Source organism: Knoellia sp. p5-6-4 (assembly GCF_029222705.1).
Classification (GTDB): Bacteria; Actinomycetota; Actinomycetes; order Actinomycetales; family Dermatophilaceae; genus Pedococcus_A.
In genome coordinates this window covers 1,317,100-1,333,127 of sequence record NZ_JARGZF010000001.1, presented here as the reverse complement: position 1 = coordinate 1,333,127, position 16,028 = coordinate 1,317,100, and the positions used below count along the sequence as shown (strand labels likewise).

The window sequence follows — 16,028 nt, the reverse complement described above, 5'->3', positions numbered from 1 at the left end:
CATGATCCCTCAGCGCCCCAGCGGGATGCCGCTGGTGATGGGCGTCGTCAACGTCACGCCCGACTCCTTCAGCGACGGCGGGCAGTGGTTCGAGCCCGAGGCGGCCGTGGCGCACGGGCGCGACTTGCTCGACCAGGGCGCGGACATCCTCGACGTGGGTGGTGAGTCCACCCGCCCGGGGGCCGAGCGGCCATCGCTGCAGGAGGAGCTGCGCCGCGTGCTCCCGGTGGTGGCCGAGCTCGCCGGGCTCGGTGCGACCGTCTCCGTCGACACCATGCGCGCCGAGGTCGCCGCCCGCGCGGTGGAGGCCGGCGCCGCGATCATCAACGACGTCAGCGGCGGCCTCGCCGACCCCGACATGGCGTCGGTGGCTGCGTCGGCAGCGGTGCCGTTCATCGCGATGCACTGGCGCGGGCACAGCCGCGACATGCAGGACAAGGCCGTGTATGCCGATGTGGCCGCCGAGGTCTGCGCCGAGCTGACCGTGCGCGCCGAGCACCTGCGCGGGCAGGGCATCGCCGAGGAGAACCTCGTGCTCGACCCAGGCTTCGGCTTCTCCAAGCTGGCTGCCCACAACTGGAGCCTGCTGCGCCACCTCGACCAGGTCGTCGCCCTGGGGTACCCGGTGCTGGTGGGCACCTCCCGCAAGACCTTCCTCGGACGGCTCGGCGTGCCGGAAGGTGGTCAGCCGAGGCCTCCGCTGGATCGCGACGCGGCAACCGCGGCGACGTCCCTGGTCGCGGCACGGTCCGGGGTCTGGTGCGTGCGGGTGCACGACGTCCCGTCCACCCTCGACGCCCTGCGCGTCGCCGCCGCCCTGGAGGAGGCGCCGTGACCGACCAGATCGTCCTGAAGGGCATCTCCGCCAAGGGCTTCCACGGCGTCCTGGACTTCGAGAAGCGCGACGGCCAGACCTTCGTCGTCGACGTCGTCATGGACATCGACCTCGCCCCGGCGGGGGCCAGTGACGACCTCGCCGACACGGTCAACTACGCCGAGGTGGCGGGCGACGTGGTCGGGATCATCGAGGGTGAGCCGCTCGACCTCATCGAGGCCGTCGCCGAGCGCATCGCCACCGCCGTGCTGACCCGACCGCTGGTCGAGGCCGTCGAGGTGGTCGTGCACAAGCCGGAGGCGCCGGTGGGCCACCCGTTCACCGACGTGCAGGTGCGGGTGCGCCGCGAGCGCGAGACCCCGGTGGTGATCGCCCTCGGCTCCAACGTCGGCGAGTCGCTCGAGACGCTGCGCCACGCCGTGGTCGCGCTGCTCGGGGCGGTCGACGTCGACGCGGTGTCCCCCGTCGTGGAGACCGACCCCGTCGGCGGACCGGACCAGCCGGCATACCTCAACGCGGTGGTGGTGGGCACCACCCCGGCCTCGCCACGAGCGCTGCTGCGCTTCCTGCACGACGTCGAGCGCGCGCACGGCCGCACCCGTGACGTGCGGTGGGGGCCGCGCACGCTCGACCTCGACCTCGTCCAGTACGGCGACCCGGCCTTCAACACCGACGTGCAGCTCGACGACCCGGCGCTGACGCTGCCGCACCCCCGGGCGCACGAGCGGGCCTTCGTGCTGGTGCCGTGGCTGCAGGCTGACCCCGAGGCCACCCTGCGGGTCGAGGGGGCCGCGCGACGGGTGGCCGACCTCGTCGCGGCGATGGACACCTCCGGGGTGCGGCCGGGCCCGGAGGGCGACCTGCTGGACGACGCATGGTGAACGAGGGACGTGGGCTGAGGGTCTCGCACCTGGTCGGGGTCGCCCTCGTCGTGGGCGCGCTGTCGTGGATGGGTTGGAGCGTCTACCTCTCCCGGGGCAACCTGCTGCCGCCGTCGACGTGGATCTCGTCGATCATCCTGGTCGTCACCGCGGCGCTCGTCTTCGCGGCCGGGCTGCCGGTGCGGCGATTCCTCCAGGGCCGGGCCACCCGCCCGCTCAGCCCGCTCCGTGCCGCACGCACCCTCGTGCTCGCCCAGGCGGCCGCGCTCACGGGCGCCGGCGTCCTCGGCTTCTACGCCGCTCAGGTGGTGCTGCTCGTGCCCGACATCGACCTGCTGTCCTACCGCACGCTGTTCTGGCGGCTGCTCGCCCTGTGTGCCGGTGCGCTGCTGCTGGCGGCCGCGGGCATGGCGACCCAGCGGATGTGCCGGATCGAACCCAGCGACGAGGACCGTGAGGGATGGGACGAGGACAACGGTCGCCAGGACGAGCACAGGCACTGAGCGAAAGAGTCGCCCATCGACCGGGCTACTTGTCGACGTCGCCGACCACGAAGAACATCGAGCCGAGGATGGCGACCATGTCGGCGATGAGGTTGCCCGGCAGCACCTCGCCGAGCACCGCGATGTTGTTGAACGACGCCGAGCGCAGCTTCAGGCGCCACGGCGTCTTCTCCCCGCGCGAGACGAGGTAGTAACCGTTGAGCCCCAACGGGTTCTCGGTCGCGGTGTAGAGGTCGCCCTCGGGCACCTTGAGCACCTTCGGCAGCCGCACGTTGACCGGGCCCTGCGGCAGCGAGCGCAGGCGGTCGAGGCAGGCGTCGGCGAGGTCGAGGCTGACGTGCACCTGCTCGAGCAGCACCTCGAGGCGGGCCAGGCAGTCGCCGGCCGTGCGGGTGACGACGCGGCCGGGTCCGCCCGCCGCGAACAGCTCGGCGTAGGCGAGGTAGGGCTCGTCACGCCTGAGGTCGAGGTCGACTCCGGAGGCCCGGGCGATCGGACCCGAAACCCCATACGCCGCAATCATTTCCGGTGCCAGGACGCCCACGCCGCGCGTGCGCGCCTCGAGGATCTCGTTGCCCACGATGAGCGACTCGAGCTCCGGCAGCCGCGCGCGGACGGCGCGCACGGCATACGAGACGCGCTCGAGCCAGCCCGCGGGGAGGTCCTCCTTGAGGCCGCCGACCCGGTTGAACATGTAGTGCATCCGGCCGCCGGAGGCCTCCTCCATCACCGCCTGGAGCTCCTCGCGCTCGCGGAACGCGTAGAACACCGGCGTGATCGCACCGAGCTCGAGCGGGTAGGAGCCGAGGAACATCAGGTGGTTGAGCACCCGGTTGAGCTCGGCGAGCAGGGTCCGCGCCCAGACTGCACGCTCGGGCACCTCCATGCCGAGCATCCGCTCGACGCCGAGCACCACCCCGAGCTCGTTGGAGAACGCCGAGAGCCAGTCGTGCCGGTTCGCCAGCACGATGATCTGCCGGTAGTCGCGCACCTCGAAGAGCTTCTCGGCGCCGCGGTGCATGTAGCCGACAATCGGTTCGGCCGAGACGATGCGCTCGCCGTCGACGACGATCCGCAGCCGGAGCACTCCGTGGGTGGCCGGGTGCTGCGGCCCGATGTTGAGCACCATGTCGGCGGTGGCGAGGCCGCCGGCGCCCATGCCGACGGTGAGCTCCCGCTGTCCGGCCGACGAGGTCATGGCGGCCAGTCTGCCCCATCCGGTGGGGAGGGCGGGGGTATGCCGCGTGGTCGGCTCAGGCGGGGCATCCGGGCAGGTTGTCGACCGCGACGGCGCGACCCTTGTCGTCGAGGCGCACCAGCACGAGGTTCTCGCCCTCGGCGAGGCCGGCCATCTCCTTCACCGTGGCCGACCTGGTCTGCTGCGGCTCACCCGCCTTCACGCAGTGGTGGTAGAGCACCCGCGGGTCCTCGGCCACCGGGATGTCGTAGGTGAGCCGGTCGTTCTGGTTCGTGTAGGGCCTGCCCTTGAACGGAGCGAGGGGCACCCCTGCGCGGGCCAGCTTCGCGTCGTCGAGCCCCTTCCAGGTCCAGCGGTCGAGCGTGAGCACCTGCGTGCCGGCCACCGTCCTCAGCCTGGTCACGGTGCCGAAGTCGTAGCCGCGGCCCACGACGTCGCTCTTGGGGGGTGCGGGCGCGGCCGTGCTCGTCTTCTTCGGCGCAGCCTTGGGGGAGGCGGTCACGGTCGGGGTGACGGTCACGGTCACGGGACCGCCGGCGCTGCCGCCCGAGTCGCCGCACGCCACGGGGAGGAGCGCCAGCGGCACGGCGGGGAGGGCTCGCAGGGCTCGGCGCCGGTTCTGCGTTCTCATGCGGGCGGGTCCTTTCCGAGGTGCGGCGGCCGTCCAGTCTGCCGGTGCTGGCGAGCTGCGACAAAACCGACGCGGGTGCGGCAGGCTGCCCCTGTGGCCCCAGCAGCCCTCGACGCCGCCGACGTCCTCGACCTGACCGACCCGTCGGTCGTCGCCGACCCCTACCCGCACCTGGCGCGGCTGCGCGCGCTCGCCCCGGTGGCCTGGCACAGCGGGCTGGGCACCTGGCTCGCGACGAGCCACGAGGCGTGCGGGGCTGTGCTGCGCGACCGCCGGCTGGGGCGGGTGTTCCGTCCCAGGACGCCGGAGCCTGAGTGGGAGACGTTCAACTGGCTGCACGCCGACTCGATCCTCGACAGCGAGCCGCCCAAGCACACCCGCCTGCGCAGGCTCGTCTCCGGCGCCTTCGGGCGCGGCCACGTGGCCCGGCTGGCGCCGCGCATCGAGGAGCTGGCAGGTCAGCTGCTCGACGAGGCGGCCCCGGCGGGAAGCAGCGAGTCCTTCGACGTCCTCGCCGGCTACGCCGAGCCGCTGCCCGTGCTGGTGATCGCCGAGCTGCTCGGGGTGCCGGGGCCCGATCGTGAGCTGTTGCGCCCGTGGTCGCAGGCGATCGTGAGGATGTACGAGGTCGACCGCACCGCCGAGCAGGAGGCCGAGGCACGCCGGGCCAGCGCCGAGTTCTCCGCCTACGTCGAGCTGCTCGCCGCCGACCGCGCCAGGCGCCCGGGCGACGACCTGCTCACCGACCTCGTGCAGGCGCGCGACGGCAGCGACCGGCTCTCTGCCCACGAGCTGGTGGCCACCGCCGTGCTGCTGCTCAACGCCGGCCACGAGGCCAGCGTCAACGGGTTCGGCAACGGCCTGCACTCCCTCCTCACCGCGCACCCGCGGCCCGAGGTGGACGTCGACGACCCCGCCGAGGTCGAGCGGCTGGCGGAGGAGTTCCTGCGCCACGACTCGCCGCTGCAGCTGTTCGAGCGCACCGCCAAGGAACCCGCCGACGTGGCCGGCATCCACCTCGAGCCGGGCCAGAAGGTCGCGGCCCTCCTCGGTGCAGCCAACCGCGACCCCGCCGTCTTCGCCGACCCCGACCGGTTCGACCCCACCCGCGACCCCAACCCGCACCTGGCCTTCGGCGCCGGCATCCACTTCTGCATCGGCGCACCCCTGGCCCGGCTCGAGCTGCTGGTCTCGCTGCGCACCCTGCTGCGCCGCTTCCCACGCCTGGAGGTGGTCGAGGCCGAGCGCCGACCCACCTTCGTGCTGCGCGGGTTCGAGCGGCTGGTGCTCAGCCCACGCGCTTGACGGCCCACCAGAAGTCGCCGAAGCCGCCCCGAGCGGTCAGCGACGCCGCGGCCGACGCGTGCGAGAGCGCCCGCAGGTAGGCCGCCGGGTCGTCGGCGGCGAGCTGGCGCGGCGGCGGGGCGCCCTGTACGCCGAGCCCCCGCAGCGCCGTGCGCTGGTCGACGAGCTCGTCGTGGTCGAGGCTGTCCATGGCCACGTGAGCGGTCAGGTCGCACGTGCCGTCCGGCACGGGGTCGACGACCGTGCCCTCCCGGTATGCCGTGAGGCTGCCCCCAGCGGGCCGCTCGCCGCCCCGGTGGCCGTAGTCCACCGCCACCGCCACACCCGAGCGCAGCCGGCGCACCAGGTCGGACCAGGCGCCGTCACGGCTGGTGCCGACCTCCACCCGGTCGCCGGGGGCGCTGGGCTGCCAGTGGCTCTCGGCCCACTCCCGCTCGGCGTCGGTGACCTCACCGCCGACCGACTCCTCGCCCGTGGAGGGGTCGACGAGCACCTCGCGGAGCCTGCCGTCGTCATCGACCTGGGCGATCGTGCAGGGCACGACGTCGAGCCACTCGTGGGCGACGACCAGGGTGGCCTCGAGCCCCTCGAGCGCGTCGGGAAGGGACTCGCCTCCCGGTGACACCAGCCAGCCGACGTCGCGGGCCAGGCCGGTCGGCCGGGGCACGACGTCCACCCCGGTGAGCGCCACGTCCCGGTCGAGGTGGCGCAGCCGGGTGAGCAGCTCGCCGCGGCCGCACCCCACGTCGACGATGCGGCCGCAGCCCTCGTCGGCGGCGAGCTGCAGCAGCGCCCCGGCCAGCACCGGGCCGAGGGGGCCGTGGGTGGCGGTGGTGAAGTGCCCGACGGGCCCGGCTGTGGAGCGGTAGAAGCCCTCGGGGCCGTAGAGGGCACGCTGCCACGCCTCTCGCCACGGCACCCCCGCCGTCCTCGCGCCCACGCCGTCACCGTAGTCGGCAGGCGCCGGGCCGTGCACGCTCTGGGCGGCCCGGGTCCCCGGGCCCGGCGAGCGCGGTACGGTGCCGCCGTGACTTCCGCCGACGAGCGTCCCGCACGCCTGCAGGTCGGGGTCGTCGGGGCGGGCCGCGTCGGGGCGGTCCTCGGCGCCGCGCTGCAGCAGGCCGGTCACCACGTCGTCGCGGTGTCCGGCGTCAGCGACGCCTCCCGGCGCCGGGCCGCGGAGCTGCTGCCCGGCATACCCCTGCTGCCGGTCGAGGACGTGGTCGCGCGCGCCGAGCTGCTCGTGCTGGCGGTGCCCGACGACGCGCTTGCCGGCCTCGTCGCGGGGCTGAGCGCCACCCGGGCCTGGCAGGCGGGCCAGCTGGTGGCGCACACCTCGGGCCGGCACGGGCTCGCCGTCTTCGAGCCTGCCCTGCCGTTCCACGTGCTGGGGCTGGCGATCCACCCGGCGATGACGTTCACGGGCACCGCCATGGACCTGACCCGGCTGGCCGACTGCTGCTTCGGGGTCACCGCGCCCGAGCCGCTGCGACCCGTGGCAGAGGCGCTCGTGCTCGAGATCGGCGGCGAGCCGGTGTGGATCGAGGAGCAGCACCGGGCGCTCTACCACGCGGCCCTGGCGCACGGCGCCAACCACCTCGTCACGCTCATCGCCCAGTCGATGGAGGCGCTCGCGGCGGCCGGCGTCCCCGACCCCCACCGGATGCTCGAGCCCCTCGTCTCCGCAGCCCTCGACAACAGCCTGCGCGCGGGTGACGCCGCTCTCACCGGGCCCGTGGCGCGCGGCGACGTCGGTACCGTTGCCGAGCACCTGCGCCAGCTCGAGGCGCTCTCCCCGGACATCCGGCCCACCTACGTGGCCCTCGCCCGGGCCACGGCCGAGCGGGCGCTGGCGAGTGGGCGGCTGCGGCCGATGGCGGCCGAACCCCTGCTGGACATCCTTGCGAGCGATCAGGAGCGATAGGTGACCGACCTGAGCACGAGGACCCCTGTGGTGGCGCGCACCCGCGACGAGCTGCAGGTTGCCCGGGCCGCCCTCGGCGACGGCGACGTCGCGGTCGTCATGACCATGGGCGCCCTGCACGAGGGCCACGCGACGCTGATCCGCACCGCCCGCCGGCGGGCCCGGCACGTCATCGTCACGATCTTCCTCAACCCGCTGCAGTTCGGGCCCCGCGAGGACCTGTCGCGCTACCCCCGGACCTTCGACGCCGACATGGAGATCTGCCGCAGCGCGGGGGTCGACCTCGTCTTCGCGCCGACCCCCGACGTCGTGTACCAGGACGGGGACCCGGGCGTGCGCATCTCCGCCGGGCCGCTCGGCGACGTGCTCGAGGGGCAGGCCCGGCCCGGCCACTTCGACGGCATGCTCACCGTCGTGGCGAAGCTGCTGCACCTGACCCGGGCCGACAGCGCCTACTTCGGGCAGAAGGACGCCCAGCAGCTGCTGCTCATCCGCCGCATGGTGCGCGACCTCGACTTCCCGGTCGACGTGGTCTCCGTGCCGACCGTGCGCGAGGCCGACGGGCTGGCCATGAGCTCGCGCAACACCTACCTCACGCAGTCGGACCGCGAGGTGGCGCTGTGCCTCTCGCGGGCGCTGAAGGCCGGGGCCGAGGCGGCCCCCGAGGGCCCCTCTGCCATCCGGCGTGCGGCCCGGGGGGTGCTCGTCGCCGAGCCGCTGGCCCTCATCGACTACCTCGTGCTGGTGCACCCGACGACGCTCGAGGACGTCCCGGAGTGGTACCGCGGTGAGGCCCTGCTCGCGGTGGCCGGCCGCGTCGGCACGACCCGGCTCATCGACAACCTGCCCATCAGGGTCGGGCCCGGAGGTGGGGCGCTCGAGGTCTTCTCGGACGTGCACGCCGAGCCGCCGGCGCAGGACTGAGGCCGTCGTGCAGCGCTTCATGCTCTACGCCAAGATCCACCGCGCCACCGTCACCCAGGCCGACCTGCACTACGTCGGGTCGCTCACCGTCGACAGCGACCTCCTCGACGCGGCCGGGCTGCTTCCGGGGGAGCAGGTCGACGTGGTCGACATCGACAACGGCAGCCGGCTGACGACGTACGTCATCGAGGGGGAGCGGGGGTCGGGGACCATCTGCATCAACGGCGCGGCCGCGCGTCTGGTCTCCCCGGGCGACAAGGTCATCATCATCGCGTATGCCTCGATGGACGACGCCGAGGCGAGGACGTTCGAGCCGCACGTGGTCTTCGTCGACGACGACAACCGCGTCGTCGAGGTCGGCCGCGACGCCGGGGACGTGCCCGCCGGGTTCGGCCTGCGCACCTCCGCGGTCCGCCGCGGCCCGGTCGAGCACGACGAGGTGGGAGCAGCCCGTGGCTGACGACGCGTCCCACGTCTTCGGCCTGCCCCGCGAGCGGGCCCAGCGCCACGACCTGCGCCTGCCCGTGCGTCTCGTGGCGCCCGAGCCGGGCTGGACCGTCTCGGCCGACGCCATCGTCGTCGGGTCCGGCATCGCCGGCCTGACCTGCGCCCTGCGGCTGCGCCAGCGGGTCGAGCGGGTGCTCCTGGTGACCAAGACGGTGCTCAGCGCCGGCTCGACGCTGTGGGCGCAGGGCGGGATCGCGGCGGCGCTCGCGCCGGAGGACACCCCCGAGGAGCACCTGCGCGACACCCTCGTCGCCGGGGTCGGCATCTGCGATGTCGACGCGGTGACCGCGCTCGTCAACGAGGGCCCCCGCCGGGTGCGCGAGCTGGTCGGCATCGGCGCGGAGTTCGACCTCGACGCCGCGGGCGCCCTCAAGCTGACCCGCGAGGGCGGCCACGGCCGCGACCGCATCGCCCACGCCGGCGGGGACGCCACCGGCCGTGAGATCTCGAGGGCGCTCATCGCGGCGCTCGACGCCGTGCGGGAGGACCCCGGCATCGAGGTCATCGAGCACGCCCTGGTGGTCGACCTGCTCAAGGACGGCGACGGCCGTGTGTGCGGGACCACCCTGCACGTCATCGGCGAGGGCCAGATCGACGGGGTCGGTGCGGCCCACGCCCGGGCCGTGGTGCTGGCGACCGGTGGCCTCGGACAGGTCTACTCCTCGACCACCAACCCCTCCGTCGCGACCGGCGACGGCATGGCGGCGGCTTTGCGGGCCGGCGCGCTCATGGCCGACCTCGAGTTCGTGCAGTTCCACCCGACGGTGCTGTGGCTCGGCGAGGGCAGCACCGGCCAGCAACCGCTCATCTCCGAGGCGGTGCGCGGCGAGGGCGCCTTCCTCGTCGACCGCGACGGCGTGCGGTTCATGGAGGGCCGCCACCCGATGGCGGACCTCGCACCGCGCGACGTGGTGGCCCGCGCCATCGTCGACCGCATGCAGCTGACGGGGGAGGACCACGTCTTCCTCGACGCCCGGCACCTCGGCCGCGAGTTCCTCGAGCAGCGGTTCCCCTCGATCGTGGCACGCTGCCGCGAGCTCGGCTTCGACCCGGCCACCGACCTGCTGCCCGTGGCGCCCGCCCAGCACTACGCCTCCGGCGGGATCCGCACCGACCTCGTTGGCCGCGCCTCGCTGTCCGGCCTCTACGCGTGCGGCGAGGTGGCCTGCAGCGGGGTGCACGGAGCCAACCGGCTGGCCTCGAACTCGCTTCTCGAGGGCCTGGTCTTCGCCAGCCGCATCGCCGACGACATCACCGACCGCATCGCCGCAGGGGAGCTGCCGCAGACCGCCCCGGTCGCTCCGTCCGGGCCGGCCGCGCTGCTCGACGCCTCCCAGCGGGTCGCGGTGCAGCACGCCATGACGGCAGGTGCGGGGGCCGTGCGGACCGCCGGGTCGCTCGCCTCCACGGCGCGGGCCCTGGCAGAGCTGGCCCTGTCCGCACGGGCGGCGGTGCCGGGCCCCGAGGGGTGGGAGACGACCAACCTGCTGCACGTCGGGCAGCTGCTCACGCTGCTGGCCGCGCTGCGGGAGGAGACCCGCGGCGGCCACGTGCGCGCCGACCTCCCCGACCGCGACGACGAGCACTGGCGCGGCCACAGCTGTGCCGAGCGCCAGGCCGACGGCAGTGTCACCACCGCCTTCCAGCCCGTGCCGGCCCAGGACCTGACATGAGCGACCTGCGCTTCCCGGAGCCCGCCGCCCTCGACCTCGTCCGCGCCGCCCTCGACGAGGACCTCGGGCCCGACAGCCTCGACGTGACGACCCTGGCGACGTTCGAGCCGAGGGCCACGTGCCGGGCGCAGGTCGTCGCCCGGGCCGACGGCGTGGTCGCCGGGCTGCCCGTGGTCGACCTCGTGTTCGCCGAGGTCTCTTTCCGGCTCGGCCTCCCGATCCCGCGGGTGGAGGTCGCGGCGCACGATGGCGACGCGGTCGGTCGCGGGCAGGTGCTGGCCACGGTCGACGGGTCCACGCAGGTCGTGCTCATCGGCGAGCGGACCATGCTGAACATCCTGTCCCGGCTCTCGGGGGTGGCCACCCACACCCGGCGCTGGGCCGACGCCCTCGCGGGCACGGGCTGCACCGTGCTCGACACCCGCAAGACCACGCCCGGCATGCGCGCCCTGCAGAAGTACGCGGTCCGCGCCGGCGGCGGCACCAACAAGCGCATGGGCCTCTACGACACGGCCATGATCAAGGACAACCACAAGCTGGCCGCGGGCGGCCTCACGGCGGCATACCGAGCCATCCGCGAGCGCTTTCCCGACGTCCCCGTGCAGGTCGAGGTGACCACGGTGGCCGAGGCGCTGGAGGCCGTGCAGATGGGTGCGCGGTTCGTCATGTGCGACAACATGCCGGTCGACCTGCTGCGCGGGACGGTGCAGGCCGTGCGCGGCACCGGTGAGCAGGTCGAGATCGAGGCCACCGGCGGCCTCACGCTCGACGTCGCCCGCGACTATGCCGACACCGGCATCGACTACCTCTCCGTCGGCGGACTCACCCACTCCTCGCCGATCGTCGACATCGCCCTCGACTTCGTCGACGCCTGACCGGGCAGCCGACCCTCGCCGGTGACAGGCGGGTATGCCGCGCTGGGTACCCTTTGGGGGTGAGCGAGACCCCCACCCAGCACCACGACCACGACCTTCCCGAGCAGATGCAGGTGCGCCACGAGAAGCGCCAGCGCCTGCTCGAGTCCGGCAGGCAGGCCTACCCGGTCGCGGTCGAGCGCACCCACACGCTGGAGCAGGTGCGCGAGCAGTGGGGTCACCTCGAGACCGGTGAGGAGACCCAGGACGTCGTGGGCGTCGCGGGTCGCGTGATCTTCATCCGCAACACCGGCAAGCTCTGCTTCGCCACCCTCCAGGAGGGCATCGGCACCCGCCTGCAGGTCATGCTCAGCCTGGCCGAGGTCGGCGAGGAGGCGCTCGCCGACTGGAAGGCGCACGTCGACCTCGGCGACCACGTGTTCGTGCGCGGCCGGGTGATCTCGTCCAAGCGCGGCGAGCTGTCGGTCATGGCCGCCGAGTGGCAGATGGCGTCGAAGGCGCTGCGGCCGCTGCCGGTGCTGCACAAGGAGCTCTCCGAGGAGTCGCGGGTGCGCCAGCGCTACGCCGACCTCATCGTGCGCCAGGAGGCCCGCGACATGGTGCGCACCCGCGCCGCCATCGTGAAGGCGGTGCGCACCACGCTCGAGGAGCGCGGCTACCTCGAGATCGAGACCCCCGTGCTGCAGCTCATCCACGGCGGCGCGACGGCCCGGCCGTTCCACACCCACATCAACGCCTTCGACCAGGCGATGACCCTGCGCATCGCGCTCGAGCTCAACCTCAAGAAGGCCGTCGTCGGCGGGGTCGAGAAGGTCTTCGAGATCGGCCGCATCTTCCGCAACGAGGGCGTCGACTCCACCCACAGCCCCGAGTTCACGATGCTCGAGGCCTATGAGGCCTACGGCGACCAGCACACCATGGCCGAGCTGATGCGCGAGATGTTCCTCGCCGCCGCCGATGCCGTCGGCACCCGGCAGATCGAGACCCCCAAGGGGGTCGTCGACCTCGACGGTGAGTGGCGCTGGCTGCCCGTCTACCAGGGCGTCAGCGAGGCGGTCGGCGAGGAGGTCACCCCCCATACCGACGTCGAGACCCTGCGCGGCATCGCCAAGCGCCACGACGTCGAGGTCGACCCGAAGTGGGAGGCTTCCAAGATCGTCACCGAGCTGCTCGGCGAGCTCGTGGAGCCGCACCTGCTCCAGCCGACCTTCCTGTGCGACTACCCGCCGCACGCCCAGCCGCTGGCTCGACCCCACCGCGAGGACCCCGACCACCTCATCGAGGCCTGGGACCTCATCATCGCCGGCGTCGAGCGCGGCACGGCCTTCTCCGAGCTCGTCGACCCGGTGATCCAGCGCCGAGTCCTCGAGGAGCAGTCCCTCAAGGCCGCCGGCGGCGACCCCGAGGCGATGCAGCTCGACGAGGACTTCCTGCGAGCCCTGGAGTACGGCGCCCCGCCGATGGGCGGCCTCGGGCTCGGCATCGACCGGCTCATCATGCTCTTCACCGGCGCCAACATCCGCGAGACGATCCTCTTCCCGCACCTGAAGCCCGAGGCGCATTCGTGAGCGACATCTGGCCCTATCTGGCGGCGATCATTCCTTCGGTCGGCGTCGGAATCCTTTTCTACGTCGTCATCAAGAACATGATCGAGGGCGACCGAAAGGAAAGGCTCGCGCACTCCCAGTGGGAGGCCGAGGAGAAAAGGAAAGCCGAAGCCCAGAAGAAGCAGGACGGCAATTCCTGAAAGCGGCTTTCTCCTGACGTTGAATCGGTAGTACTTTGTGCGCGTCCAATTCAGCTGAAAGGGAAAACCCCATGGCGCAGCGCGTGAAGATCATTCTCGAGGACGACCTCGACGGCAGCCCCGCCGAGGAGACCGTGACCTTCGGCCTCGACGGCGTGACCTACGAGATCGACCTCAGCTCGGACAATGCCGCGAAGCTGCGCGACGAGCTCGCCCCCTGGGTCGGGCACGCCCGTCGTTCAGGCGGCCGGAAGACCTCTGGCGCGGGCCGCGGATCGGCGGCGGCGACCAAGCGCACCGACCTCGCGGCGGTCCGTGAGTGGGCGCGCAAGAACGGCTACGAGGTGAGCGACCGCGGCCGCATTTCGGCCGAGATCCAGGCCGCCTACGACAAGGCGCACTGACCTCACGATTCTCCCCGAGGAGGGCGTATTTCCGGCATTTCACCGAAGACGGCCGGAAATGCGCCCTCCTTCGCATTCGGCGAGGCCGCCTCCCTCGCAGAGCTGGTCGACCGCCACCTTCCCTGGCTCCGGGTCTCGGCTGCCGGCGGTGACGAGCCGCGCCTGACGTGGCGGTGGGACGAGCTGGCCGCGGCGCAGGTGGCGGGAGAGGACCCCACGGGTCCCTGGCGCGAGGCCCTGGCCGCGTCCACCGCCCGGCAGCACGGCCGGCCGACGCCCCCGGCCATGCCGGCCGCCTTCGTGCTCCAGTGGGTCCTCGAGGTGCCGGCCACCGTGGCCGCGTATGCCGTGGTGCTCGGCCCGTGGGACCCCGACCTCTCGGGAGCGTCCCTCAGCTTCGACCTCTCGCCGCAGCTCTTCCCCGCCCACCTCCAGATCCGGGCCGCCCGGCCCGGATCGGGCGAAGGGGAGGCGCGGCTGGCCGCCGCCCGCACGGCCTACGAGGGGTTGGCGCGGCCGTTCGCCGCGACCTATGAGCCGGGCGTGCGGCTCGGGCCGCACCAGCGGCAGGCGATGGTCGACGACGTCTGGGCGATGGCCCTGCACCGGGCGCACCAGGCAGTCGCCGAGCGCCCCGCGCGGCCGCCGCAGCGGCAGTCGTGCTGCTTCATCTACGCGCTGCCCGGAGCCCATGAGTGCGCCGGCTGCCCCCGGCTCAGTCGCTGAGCAGTCCCTCGAGCAGGTCGCCGTCCTTGGCGACGCGCTCGAGCACCTCGTCGAACATCAGGTGCTGCAGCGCGTCGGGGTCCTGCGCGCCGGCCTCCACCTCGTCCCACGTCCGCGGCGCGGCACACGTGGGGGTGTCGCGCCCGCGCAGCGAGTAGGGGGCCACGGTCGTCTTGGCGGCGACGTTCTGGCTCCAGTCGAGGAAGACCTTTCCCGGGCGCAGCGACCTGGTCATCTTCCACAGGATGAGGTCGGGGTGCTTCTTGGTGAGCTCCTGCGCGAGCTGCTGGGCGAGGTCGCGCACCTGGTCTGAGGTGAGGTCACCGCCGAGCGCGGCGTAGACCTGCATCCCCTTGCTGCCGCTGGTCACCGGGTAGAGGTCGAGGCCGAGGGCGCCGAGCCGCTCGCGCACCATCAGCGCGACCGTCGCGCACTCGTGCAGCCCCGCGCCGGTGCCGGGGTCGAGGTCGATGACGAGCCGGTTCGGGTTCTGCGGCACGCCGGCGTCGTCGACGGTCCACTGCGGCACGTGGAACTCGATGGAGTTGAGGTTGACGAGGTAGGTCAGCGCCGCCAGGTCGTCGACCATCGGGTAGGTGACGTCGTCGACCCTCACGTGCGGCAGCCACGAGGGCGCCCCGCTCGGCAGGTTCTTCTCGAAGAAGCTCTGGTCGCCGACCCCGTGCGGCCAGCGCACCCGGGTGACCGGGCGGTGGGCGAGGTGCGGCAGCATCACGTCGGCCACCTGGGCGTAGTAGCTGAGCACCTCGCCCTTGGTGGTCTCGGTCGCGGGGTAGAGCAGCTTGTCGAGGCTGGTGAGCTTCAGCTTCCGCCCCGCCACGTGCACCGCCGTCGCCTCGGTCACGGCTCGCCTCCCTCCGCGTCGGCAAGCAGGTCCTCGGGGGTCACGTCCGTGCGCACCCCCAGGTATGCCGGCTGGCGCAGCCTGCCCTCGCGGGTCCACCCCAGCACGCGCGCCTCCACGACCACCTCGGGGCGCACCCAGGTGGCACCGCGGGCGTCGAGGGCGGGCACGGCGTCGCAGAAGGGCGGGCCCTCGGAGCGCAGCGGTGCCAGCAGGTCGGTGAGCCTGCGCTGGGCCAGGCCGGCGATGCCGCTGCCCATCTTCCCGGCATACCGCCAGCCCTGCGGGCTCGGGACGCCGAGCAGCACGGCACCGAGGCGACCGGCGTCGTTGGTCTGCTCCGGCCGCCAGCCGCCGACGACGGCCGAGATGGTCCGGCGGTGCGGGACCTTGAGCCAGTCGGCCGAGCGGCGTCCCGCGAGGTAGGCAGAGGTGCGGCGCTTGCTGACGACGCCCTCCAGCCCTTGGTCCCGCGTCGCCTGGAACAGCTCCTCACCGTCGTCGTAGACCGGTGGCACCTGCCAGTGCGGCCCCCTGAGGTCCAGGCTCTCGAGCAACCCGCGGCGGGCCGCCAGCGGCTGGGCGGTCAGGTCCTGACCGAAGAGGCGCAGCAGGTCGAACACCAGGAACGTCACCGGGTTCGTGGCCGCGAGGCGCTCCGCCCGGCGCCGGTCCGACACGTGCATCCGCTCGGCGAGCGCCGCGAAGGAGGGCTTCCCGGCGTCGAACGCGACGACCTCGCCGTCGAGGAGCAGGTCGTCGTAGGTCTCCTTCAACCCGTCGAGCTCGGGGAAGCTCGCCGTGGCGTCGTTGCCGTTGCGCGAGGTGAGCGCCAGCCGGCCGTCGTGCACGTCCGCCAGCACCCGCATGCCGTCCCACTTCACCTCGTGCAGCCACTCCGTTCCCCGGGGCACGGAGGTGGTCGGCGAGGCCAGCATCGGGCGCATGGACCCATCCTGTCGCGACCGCGAGGTCGCTGCGCTGTTTATCTGTGGTCGGCGCCCGGCGGCGACCGTAGGCTCTAGGCGGG

At 73.1% G+C, this 16,028-nt stretch carries 18 protein-coding genes; 13 read left to right on the top strand and 5 right to left on the bottom strand.

What is annotated here, in order from left to right; all coding sequences use genetic code 11:
- Nucleotide 1 precedes the first annotated feature (1 nt).
- The 3 genes from folP to P2F65_RS06435 are packed head-to-tail and all read left to right on the top strand — an operon-like array spanning nucleotide 2 to nucleotide 2,219.
- The gene (gene folP / locus P2F65_RS06445) at nucleotides 2-835 is read left to right on the top strand and encodes a dihydropteroate synthase (RefSeq protein ID WP_275805296.1); all 834 of its coding nucleotides are present in this window, start codon (nucleotides 2-4) and stop codon (nucleotides 833-835) included.
- On the top strand, nucleotides 832-1,716 hold the full coding sequence (gene folK / locus P2F65_RS06440; RefSeq protein ID WP_275805294.1) for a 2-amino-4-hydroxy-6-hydroxymethyldihydropteridine diphosphokinase: 885 nt from the start codon (nucleotides 832-834) through the stop codon (nucleotides 1,714-1,716). The genes folP and folK overlap by 4 nt, the downstream gene beginning before the upstream one ends.
- Nucleotides 1,710-2,219 (top strand): DUF3180 domain-containing protein, encoded by a 510-nt coding sequence (locus tag P2F65_RS06435; protein ID WP_275805292.1) that lies wholly within the window; start codon nucleotides 1,710-1,712, stop codon nucleotides 2,217-2,219. Before folK ends, P2F65_RS06435 begins: the two co-directional genes overlap by 7 nt.
- A 25-nt stretch (nucleotides 2,220-2,244) precedes the next feature.
- On the opposite strand, the gene P2F65_RS06430 is transcribed toward P2F65_RS06435, so the two are convergent.
- Both P2F65_RS06430 and P2F65_RS06425 read right to left on the bottom strand, forming a co-directional pair.
- A complete protein-coding gene (locus P2F65_RS06430) occupies nucleotides 2,245-3,417 on the bottom strand; it encodes an NADH-quinone oxidoreductase subunit D (RefSeq protein ID WP_275805290.1) in 1,173 nt (390 codons plus the stop codon).
- 55 nt (nucleotides 3,418-3,472) lie between these two features.
- Nucleotides 3,473-4,048: a hypothetical protein gene (locus P2F65_RS06425; protein ID WP_275805288.1), complete on the bottom strand. Its 576-nt coding sequence runs from the start codon at nucleotides 4,046-4,048 to the stop codon at nucleotides 3,473-3,475.
- A gap of 93 nt (nucleotides 4,049-4,141) precedes the next feature.
- Here P2F65_RS06425 and P2F65_RS06420 point away from each other — a divergent pair, with 93 nt between their 5' ends.
- On the top strand, nucleotides 4,142-5,353 hold the full coding sequence (locus P2F65_RS06420) for a cytochrome P450 (RefSeq protein ID WP_275805286.1): 1,212 nt from the start codon (nucleotides 4,142-4,144) through the stop codon (nucleotides 5,351-5,353).
- Here the strand turns inward: P2F65_RS06420 and P2F65_RS06415 are convergent.
- The gene (locus P2F65_RS06415) at nucleotides 5,337-6,293 is read right to left on the bottom strand and encodes an SAM-dependent methyltransferase (protein WP_275805284.1); all 957 of its coding nucleotides are present in this window, start codon (nucleotides 6,291-6,293) and stop codon (nucleotides 5,337-5,339) included. The two genes, P2F65_RS06420 and P2F65_RS06415, sit on opposite strands and share 17 nt — an antisense overlap.
- 87 nt (nucleotides 6,294-6,380) lie before the next feature.
- Between P2F65_RS06415 and P2F65_RS06410 the strand changes: the two genes are divergently transcribed.
- The 9 genes from P2F65_RS06410 to P2F65_RS06370 all read left to right on the top strand — a co-directional run bounded on the left by P2F65_RS06410 (nucleotide 6,381) and on the right by P2F65_RS06370 (nucleotide 14,133).
- Nucleotides 6,381-7,277, top strand: a complete 897-nt coding sequence (locus tag P2F65_RS06410; protein ID WP_275805281.1) for a DUF2520 domain-containing protein — start codon at nucleotides 6,381-6,383, stop codon at nucleotides 7,275-7,277.
- 9 nt (nucleotides 7,278-7,286) lie between these two features.
- Nucleotides 7,287-8,201, top strand: a complete 915-nt coding sequence (gene panC / locus P2F65_RS06405; protein WP_275807306.1) for a pantoate--beta-alanine ligase — start codon at nucleotides 7,287-7,289, stop codon at nucleotides 8,199-8,201.
- Between the two features lie 7 nt (nucleotides 8,202-8,208).
- The gene (gene panD / locus P2F65_RS06400) at nucleotides 8,209-8,661 is read left to right on the top strand and encodes an aspartate 1-decarboxylase (RefSeq protein ID WP_275805280.1); all 453 of its coding nucleotides are present in this window, start codon (nucleotides 8,209-8,211) and stop codon (nucleotides 8,659-8,661) included.
- The gene (locus P2F65_RS06395) at nucleotides 8,654-10,381 is read left to right on the top strand and encodes an L-aspartate oxidase (protein WP_275805279.1); all 1,728 of its coding nucleotides are present in this window, start codon (nucleotides 8,654-8,656) and stop codon (nucleotides 10,379-10,381) included. The genes panD and P2F65_RS06395 overlap by 8 nt, the downstream gene beginning before the upstream one ends.
- On the top strand, nucleotides 10,378-11,256 hold the full coding sequence (gene nadC, locus P2F65_RS06390) for a carboxylating nicotinate-nucleotide diphosphorylase (RefSeq protein WP_275805276.1): 879 nt from the start codon (nucleotides 10,378-10,380) through the stop codon (nucleotides 11,254-11,256). The genes P2F65_RS06395 and nadC overlap by 4 nt, the downstream gene beginning before the upstream one ends.
- Before the next feature lie 107 nt (nucleotides 11,257-11,363).
- The gene (gene lysS, locus P2F65_RS06385; RefSeq protein ID WP_275807303.1) at nucleotides 11,364-12,824 is read left to right on the top strand and encodes a lysine--tRNA ligase; all 1,461 of its coding nucleotides are present in this window, start codon (nucleotides 11,364-11,366) and stop codon (nucleotides 12,822-12,824) included.
- Nucleotides 12,821-13,003 (top strand): lysyl-tRNA synthetase, encoded by a 183-nt coding sequence (locus P2F65_RS06380; RefSeq protein ID WP_275805274.1) that lies wholly within the window; start codon nucleotides 12,821-12,823, stop codon nucleotides 13,001-13,003. The genes lysS and P2F65_RS06380 overlap by 4 nt, the downstream gene beginning before the upstream one ends.
- Nucleotides 13,004-13,074: 71 nt before the next feature.
- Nucleotides 13,075-13,407 carry an Lsr2 family protein gene (locus P2F65_RS06375; RefSeq protein WP_275805272.1) on the top strand — a complete coding sequence of 111 codons (333 nt, stop codon included), beginning with the start codon at nucleotides 13,075-13,077 and terminating at the stop codon, nucleotides 13,405-13,407.
- Nucleotides 13,408-13,605: 198 nt separating this feature from the next.
- Nucleotides 13,606-14,133, top strand: coding sequence for a (2Fe-2S)-binding protein (locus P2F65_RS06370; protein ID WP_275805270.1), 528 nt, complete (start codon nucleotides 13,606-13,608; stop codon nucleotides 14,131-14,133).
- Here the strand turns inward: P2F65_RS06370 and ligD (P2F65_RS06365) are convergent.
- Together ligD (P2F65_RS06365) and ligD (P2F65_RS06360) are read right to left on the bottom strand one after the other, a co-directional pair.
- Nucleotides 14,123-14,998 (bottom strand): non-homologous end-joining DNA ligase, encoded by an 876-nt coding sequence (ligD, locus tag P2F65_RS06365; RefSeq protein WP_275805268.1) that lies wholly within the window; start codon nucleotides 14,996-14,998, stop codon nucleotides 14,123-14,125. The genes P2F65_RS06370 and ligD (P2F65_RS06365) overlap by 11 nt on opposite strands.
- Nucleotides 14,995-15,945 (bottom strand): non-homologous end-joining DNA ligase, encoded by a 951-nt coding sequence (ligD, locus tag P2F65_RS06360; protein ID WP_275805266.1) that lies wholly within the window; start codon nucleotides 15,943-15,945, stop codon nucleotides 14,995-14,997. The genes ligD (P2F65_RS06365) and ligD (P2F65_RS06360) overlap by 4 nt, the downstream gene beginning before the upstream one ends.
- Nucleotides 15,946-16,028 lie beyond the last annotated feature (83 nt).